The 6,000-nt window shown below is 62.8% G+C and carries 6 protein-coding genes; 2 read left to right on the forward strand and 4 right to left on the reverse strand.

What is annotated here, in order from left to right; translation table 11 throughout:
• The first annotated feature begins 126 nt into the window (after nt 1-126).
• Nucleotides 127-1,329 carry an HlyD family secretion protein gene (locus NKJ06_RS25465; RefSeq protein ID WP_352811027.1) on the forward strand — a complete coding sequence of 401 codons (1,203 nt, stop codon included), beginning with the start codon at nt 127-129 and terminating at the stop codon, nt 1,327-1,329.
• A 22-nt stretch (nt 1,330-1,351) separates the two neighbouring features.
• A complete protein-coding gene (locus NKJ06_RS25470; protein WP_352634748.1) occupies nt 1,352-2,935 on the forward strand; it encodes a DHA2 family efflux MFS transporter permease subunit in 1,584 nt (527 codons plus the stop codon).
• 112 nt (nt 2,936-3,047) lie between these two features.
• Here the strand turns inward: NKJ06_RS25470 and msrB are convergent, their stop codons facing one another.
• The 4 genes from msrB to NKJ06_RS25490 form a co-directional block, all read right to left on the reverse strand.
• Complete coding sequence (gene msrB, locus NKJ06_RS25475) at nt 3,048-3,551, reverse strand: peptide-methionine (R)-S-oxide reductase MsrB (RefSeq protein WP_352634746.1); 504 nt, start codon at nt 3,549-3,551, stop codon at nt 3,048-3,050.
• A 233-nt stretch (nt 3,552-3,784) separates the two neighbouring features.
• Nucleotides 3,785-4,342: a fasciclin domain-containing protein gene (locus NKJ06_RS25480; RefSeq protein WP_352634744.1), complete on the reverse strand. Its 558-nt coding sequence runs from the start codon at nt 4,340-4,342 to the stop codon at nt 3,785-3,787.
• A gap of 225 nt (nt 4,343-4,567) precedes the next feature.
• On the reverse strand, nt 4,568-5,293 hold the full coding sequence (locus NKJ06_RS25485; RefSeq protein WP_352634843.1) for an anti-sigma factor: 726 nt from the start codon (nt 5,291-5,293) through the stop codon (nt 4,568-4,570).
• Nucleotides 5,290-5,829: a sigma-70 family RNA polymerase sigma factor gene (locus tag NKJ06_RS25490; RefSeq protein ID WP_013528490.1), complete on the reverse strand. Its 540-nt coding sequence runs from the start codon at nt 5,827-5,829 to the stop codon at nt 5,290-5,292. The genes NKJ06_RS25485 and NKJ06_RS25490 overlap by 4 nt, the downstream gene beginning before the upstream one ends.
• Nucleotides 5,830-6,000: the final 171 nt, after the last annotated feature.

Raw genomic sequence — 6,000 nt, forward strand, 5'->3', positions numbered from 1 at the left:
AAGGTCACACCTCGAAAATAATTCGAACCATCCGGTTCGATTGCACTTGATATGGTCCTCTTTACGCGCTATGTCAACGTCCTGATCGAACCGAACGGTTCAGTACTATTACATTAGAGAGATGTCATGTCCTCGAACGCGTCAACGTCAGCCGAAGTCCGTCCCTTCCCCAACGCCAAGGTCGCGCCGGCGACGGAAGCACCTGAAATACCCATCCAGCCCGCGGTATCGCCGCCGCCGACAGAGGCTCCGGCCAAGAAGAAGCGCTCGATGCGCTCCTTTCTGCTGCCGGTCATCGGCGTTGCCTTGCTCAGCGCCGGCGCCTGGTACGGTTACGATTACTGGACCACGGGCCGCTTCATGATCTCGACGGACGATGCCTACGTCCAGGCCGACATGGCGTTCATATCGCCCAAGATTTCCGGCTATGTCGATCAGGTCAAGGTCAGCGAGAACCAGCTGGTCAAGGCCGGTGATCCGTTGCTCGTCGTCGATGATGGCGACTACAGAATAGCCGTCGCCCAGGCCGAGGCGCAGATCGCCACCTTGAGCAAGACGCTCGACCGTATCGACGCCCAGACCGACGCGGCGCGCGCCTCGCTGCAGCAGGCGCAGGCGCAGAAGGTCGCCGACCAGGCCGCCCCCGCCAATGCGGCCAAGATAGCGGCGCGCGCCTCGCAGCTGGTCAAGACGCATGTCGGCACGCAAGCGCAGTTGGACGACGCCCAGACGGCGGTGCAGCAGGCCGATGCCGCCCTCGTCGGCGCCGACGCGCAGATCGCCGCGGCGCAGGCCAATATCGGCGTGCTGCAGGCACAGCGCGGTGAATCGGCAAGCACACTGGCGTCTTTGCAGCTCAGCCACGACAAGGCCATGCGCGACCTTTCCTTCACCGTGCTCAAGGCGCCCTATGACGGCGTCGTGGGCAACCGTTCCGTGGAGCAGGGCGATCTCGTCAGCCCCGGCCAGAAACTCGCCGTCATCGTGCCGATGGACAAGCTCTACATCGTCGCCAACTTCAAGGAGACGCAGCTGGCCCGGCTGGTTCCCGGCGAGAAGGTCAAGATCTCGGTCGATGCGACCGACGGCCAGGACTTCGAGGGAACCGTCTCGTCGCTGGCGCCGGCTTCCGGTGCCGTGTTCTCGCTGCTGCCGCCCGAAAACGCCACCGGCAACTTCACCAAGGTCGTGCAGCGCGTTCCGGTCCGCATCGACGTGCCCGCCGACGCGCTGAAGAGTGGCAAGCTGCGCGCCGGCCTCAGCGTCGTCGTCGCCGTCGACAGCCGCACCGCCCCATCCGCGTCGGCGTCGGCGGCCGCGTCGAACTGAGCGGCTGCTGGGGAGCAATGCCATGGCAACCGCAACCCTGACAGCAGGAGCGCCGCCGGCGAGGCCGGCTGTGCCTGACACCATTTCGACGCGGCGCGTCATCGCCTTCCTGGCGATGGTGTTCGGCATGTTCATGGCCATCCTGGACATCCAGATCGTCTCCGCCTCGCTGGCCGAGATCCAGGCCGGCCTGAGCGCCAGTTCCGACGAGATTCCGTGGGTGCAGACCGCCTATCTGATCGCCGAAGTGGTGATGATCCCGCTGTCGGGCTTCCTCAGCCGGATGCTGTCGACGCGCGTGCTGTTCACGATCTCGGCGGCGGGCTTCACCGCGGCCAGCGCGCTAGCTGCGACCGCCACCAACATCGACCAGATGATCGTCTACCGCGCCGTCCAGGGCTTCATCGGTGGCGGCATGATCCCAAGCGTCTTTGCCGCCGCCTTCACCATCTTCCCGCCGTCGCGCCGCGCTGTCGTCTCGCCGATGATCGGCCTGGTGGCGACGCTGGCGCCGACCATCGGCCCGACCGTCGGCGGCTATATCAGCCACGCCATGTCCTGGCACTGGCTGTTCCTGGTCAATGTCGTGCCGGGCATCCTGGTGACGACGGCGGCCTGGACGCTGATCGACTTCGACAAGCCCAATCTCAAGCTGTTCAGCAAGTTCGACTGGTGGGGTCTAGCCGGCATGGCGGCCTTCTTGGGCTGCATGGAATATGTGCTTGAGGAAGGCCCCAACAACGACTGGCTGCAGGATCAGGGCGTCTTCATCTGCGCCATCGTCATGACCATTGGCGGGGTGCTGTTTTTCTGGCGCGTGTTCACCGCCGAAGAGCCGATCGTCGACCTGAAGGCGTTCACCAACATCAACTTCGCCTTCGGTTCGTTGTTCTCCTTCGTCATCGGCATCGGCCTCTATGGCCTGACCTATCTCTACCCGGTGTTCCTCGGGCGCATCCGCGGCTACGATTCGATGATGATCGGCGAGGCGCTGTTCGTCAGCGGACTGGCCATGTTCTTCACCGCTCCGATCTCGGGCATCCTCTCGAACAAGATGGACCCGCGCCTGATGATGATGGTCGGCTTCTTCGGCTTCGCGACCGGAACCTGGTGGATGACGCATCTGACCGCAGACTGGGATTTCTACGAGCTGCTTATCCCGCAGATCCTGCGCGGCTGTTCGATGATGCTGTGCATGGTGCCGATCAACAACATCGCGCTCGGCACACTGCCGCCGGAGCGGCTGAAGAATGCGTCCGGCCTGTTCAACCTCACCCGCAATCTCGGTGGCGCCGTCGGCCTTGCCCTGATCAACACGGTGCTGATCGACCGCAATGCCTTCCACTACGCAAGGCTCTCCGAGCATGTGCAATGGGGCAGTGAGGCCGCGCAGACCAAGCTGCAGAACATGACGCTCAATTTCGAGCAGACCGCCGGCCTTGACGCGGCAAGTGCCGCGATCTCCAAGCTGTCGGGCATGGTCCAGCAACAGGCGGCGCTGCTGTCCTTCATGGATGTGTTCTTCATGCTGACGGTGCTGTTTGCAACGCTCGGCCTGTTCACGATGCTGATCCGCAAGCCGGTCGCCGCCGGTGGCGGCCACTGAACCAGGAATTGCGGTTTTTGGGAAGCTCCTCCAGTCCACACCGAAAAAGCTTCGACCGCGCAAAAAACTCCGGGCCGCAAGCCCGGAGTTTTTTGTATTCCAACGGATCGTCTTAGGCCGTGGCGGGCTTGAAGGTCAGCGCCACGCCATTGATGCAGTGGCGCAGGCCCGTCGGCGCCGGGCCGTCGTCGAAGATATGGCCGAGATGGCCGCCGCAGCGGCGGCAATGGGCCTCAGTGCGGGTCATGCCGAGCGACCTGTCCACAGTGGTGCCGATGGCCTTGGGAATCTCCTGCCAGAAGCTCGGCCAGCCGGTGCCGGAATCGAACTTCGTCTCCGACGGATAAACCGGCAGGTCGCAGCCGGCGCAGGCGAAGATGCCCTTGCGATGTTCGTTGAGCAGCGGGCTGGTGCCGGGATATTCCGTGCCTTCCTTGCGCAGCACGTCGAAAGCGGCCGGTGACAGGATGGCTTTCCACTCAGCTTCGGTCTTGGTGACCTCGAACTTTTCTGCGGCCTGCGCGGCCTGCGGATTGCCCATGCGCAGCACTGTCGCCGCAGCCCCGACGACGCCGATGGCGGCTACACCGCTCAAAAGAAAGTCGCGACGGTTCATGACCAATTCCTCCTGTTGTCTGTTTGCCAAACTATACCGCCACGCGGAAATCAAAAGCCGGTGACGGTGCCCCCTCGAACGAGCACTCCGCGCCGTCCCACATCCAGATGTGGGCGGCGCGGCGCGCACAGGTCGATTGCGGATCCCGGGGGCGAGAACCATGCAATCGGCGGAGGGTCCTTGCTGCCAGTTCGCCGGCAGCAAGCCCCCTGTTACATCTTCGACAAAAGAAGTTACATCTTGGGCAAAAGAACCTTGTCGATGACGTGAATGACGCCGTTGGACTGCTCGACATCGGCGATCGTCACATTGGCGACATTGCCGTTCTCGTCAGTGACGGTGACCTTGCCGCCGTCGGCCTTGAGCGACAGTTCGCAGCCGCCGACAGACTTGACCTTGTGGGCGCCGCCGTCAGCCTTGGCCATCGCGGCGACATCCGCCCCCATCGCCTTGGCGCCGATGACATGGCAGGTCAAGATCTTGGTGAGCTTGTCCTTGTTCTCGGGCTTGAGCAGCGTCTCGACCGTGCCGGCCGGCAGTGCCGCGAAGGCGTCGTTGGTCGGCGCAAACACGGTGAACGGACCGGTGCCCTGCAGCGTTTCGACCAGGCCGGCGGCCTTCACGGCGGCGACCAGCGTCGTGTGATCCTTCGAGTTCACGGCGTTTTCGACGATGTTCTTGTTGGCATACATGGCGGCGCCGCCGACCATCGGATTTTCGGCATAGGCGGCGGTTGCAAGGGCCGAAACGGCGATCGTACCGGCGAGCAAAAGGGTGGCGAATCTACGCATGATGTCAAACTCCTCGGGTTTTTCTCTTCCCATATTTGGGAACGCGAGGAGATACGGAACAAAAATGCGCGAGTTTCAGAAATATTGTGATTTTTTAAATTATCGACGCTGCCAGAGAGATTTTCGACCGAAACTGATCGTCGGCTAACATGCTGTCCAGGGGCATGTGTGGCACGGGATAGACTTCAGGTAAGCTATTTTGAGTTTGCAGGCGCCAAGAGCCGATCAGATGCTCTTCAGATCGCCCGCGGCGACCACCGGTCCGGTCGGCTGACCGGTCGGCGAGCCGCCTGACGGCTCGAGGCTGACGGCGAGCACCGCGCCCTGGGCGAGCTTCTGCCGGGCCGCCGGCGAGACGATGATGCGCGCCGTAGCACCTGCCGGAATGACACCCATCGAGACCGGCGCGTTCTTGCCTTCGATCATCCACAGCTCGAAGTCCTTGCCGGCGGCGCGCTCACCGGAGACGTGCGACAGGCCGACCTCGTGTTGCGCCGCATCGTAGACGGCGAGATATTTGACATCGCTGCCTTCGGCGGCCAGTGAGGCGACAAGGCGCGCCTGCGGCTGCTCGACCGGCGGGTTGAGGATGGGCACGGCGATGTAGATCGCCAGTGCGGCAACCGCCGCCGCAGCAAGGCCACGCCAGAACGCCAGGCTGGACCACAGGCTGCGCGGTTGAACGGGCGTCGTCATGGAAGCGGTGGACGCGAACAGCCTGCGGTCGATCGCCGGCTTGACCGAAGCCGGCGGCTCGATTTCCGGATAGGCGGCAGCCAGCGGCGAAAAATTGACCTCCCAGCCGTCGACAAGGCGGGCGAAATCCGTCTCAGCGTCGATGCGACGGGAGGCGATCTGGCGTTCGTCGGCATCAAGCACGCCGAGAACGTATTCGGCGGCGAGCAGGTCGTCGCCTCCACGTTCCGGTCCTGTGTCTTCTGCCAGCGTCATCTTTCCAGACATTCTCTGAGTTTCAACAGGCTGCGGCGCAGCCATGTACGCATCGTGTTCAGCGGCACGCCGTGACGCTCCGCCAGTTCGGCATAGCTTTCGCCCTTGAGATAAGCGCCCCGGACGGCCGCCGCCCGGTCCTTCTCCAATTCATCGAGACAATGGTGGATGCGTTCGGATTCGTCGCCCGCCACCGCCATCGCTTCAGGCCCCGGCGCCGGATCGGCCACGTCGAGTGCGGCATCGATGTCGGCGGCAGGCTTGCGCCGCGCTCTGATGCGATCGATCGCATGATTGCGCGCGATTGCCACCAGCCAGGAGATCGGGCTCAGGTCGGACACGGCAAAACGATCCGCCTTCGTCCATATCTTGACGAAGACTTCCTGTAGAGCTTCTTCCGCATCTCCCCGGTCGTTCAATACACGAAGGCAGACGCCAAAAAGTTTCGCGCTGGTCTGCCGGTAGAGCAGATCGAACGCGGCCCGATCCTTCATCGAAGTCCGGACGATCAGCTTGGTGATGTCCTGCGGCGTCATCGCAGGCAAATTAGGCGATTGCGATATATTTGCAACGGCGGAAAACCTTGTGCACGCCTTAGCTTTGCGTGTCGCTAGCCCGGCTCCCAGGGGAATCGCTTCAGGTTAACGTTGATTTTTGACGGATGAGATTTTCGAGATAATCGGCGTTGAGATTGGCGAGTTTTCGTC

The organism is Mesorhizobium sp. M0293 (genome assembly GCF_040321735.1).
Taxonomy (GTDB): domain Bacteria; phylum Pseudomonadota; class Alphaproteobacteria; order Rhizobiales; family Rhizobiaceae; genus Mesorhizobium.

What these genes read in the sequence shown, in the direction of transcription:
- NKJ06_RS25470 (WP_352634748.1), top strand. Translation starts at nt 1,352, where the DNA reads ATGGCAACCGCAACCCTGACAGCAGGAGCGCCGCCGGCGAGGCCGGCT.
- msrB (WP_352634746.1), bottom strand. Translation starts at nt 3,551, where the DNA reads ATGAACCGTCGCGACTTTCTTTTGAGCGGTGTAGCCGCCATCGGCGTC.
- NKJ06_RS25490 (WP_013528490.1), bottom strand. Translation starts at nt 5,829, where the DNA reads ATGACGCCGCAGGACATCACCAAGCTGATCGTCCGGACTTCGATGAAG.
- NKJ06_RS25480 (WP_352634744.1), bottom strand. Translation starts at nt 4,342, where the DNA reads ATGCGTAGATTCGCCACCCTTTTGCTCGCCGGTACGATCGCCGTTTCG.
- NKJ06_RS25485 (WP_352634843.1), bottom strand. Translation starts at nt 5,293, where the DNA reads ATGACGCTGGCAGAAGACACAGGACCGGAACGTGGAGGCGACGACCTG.
- NKJ06_RS25465 (WP_352811027.1), top strand. Translation starts at nt 127, where the DNA reads ATGTCCTCGAACGCGTCAACGTCAGCCGAAGTCCGTCCCTTCCCCAAC.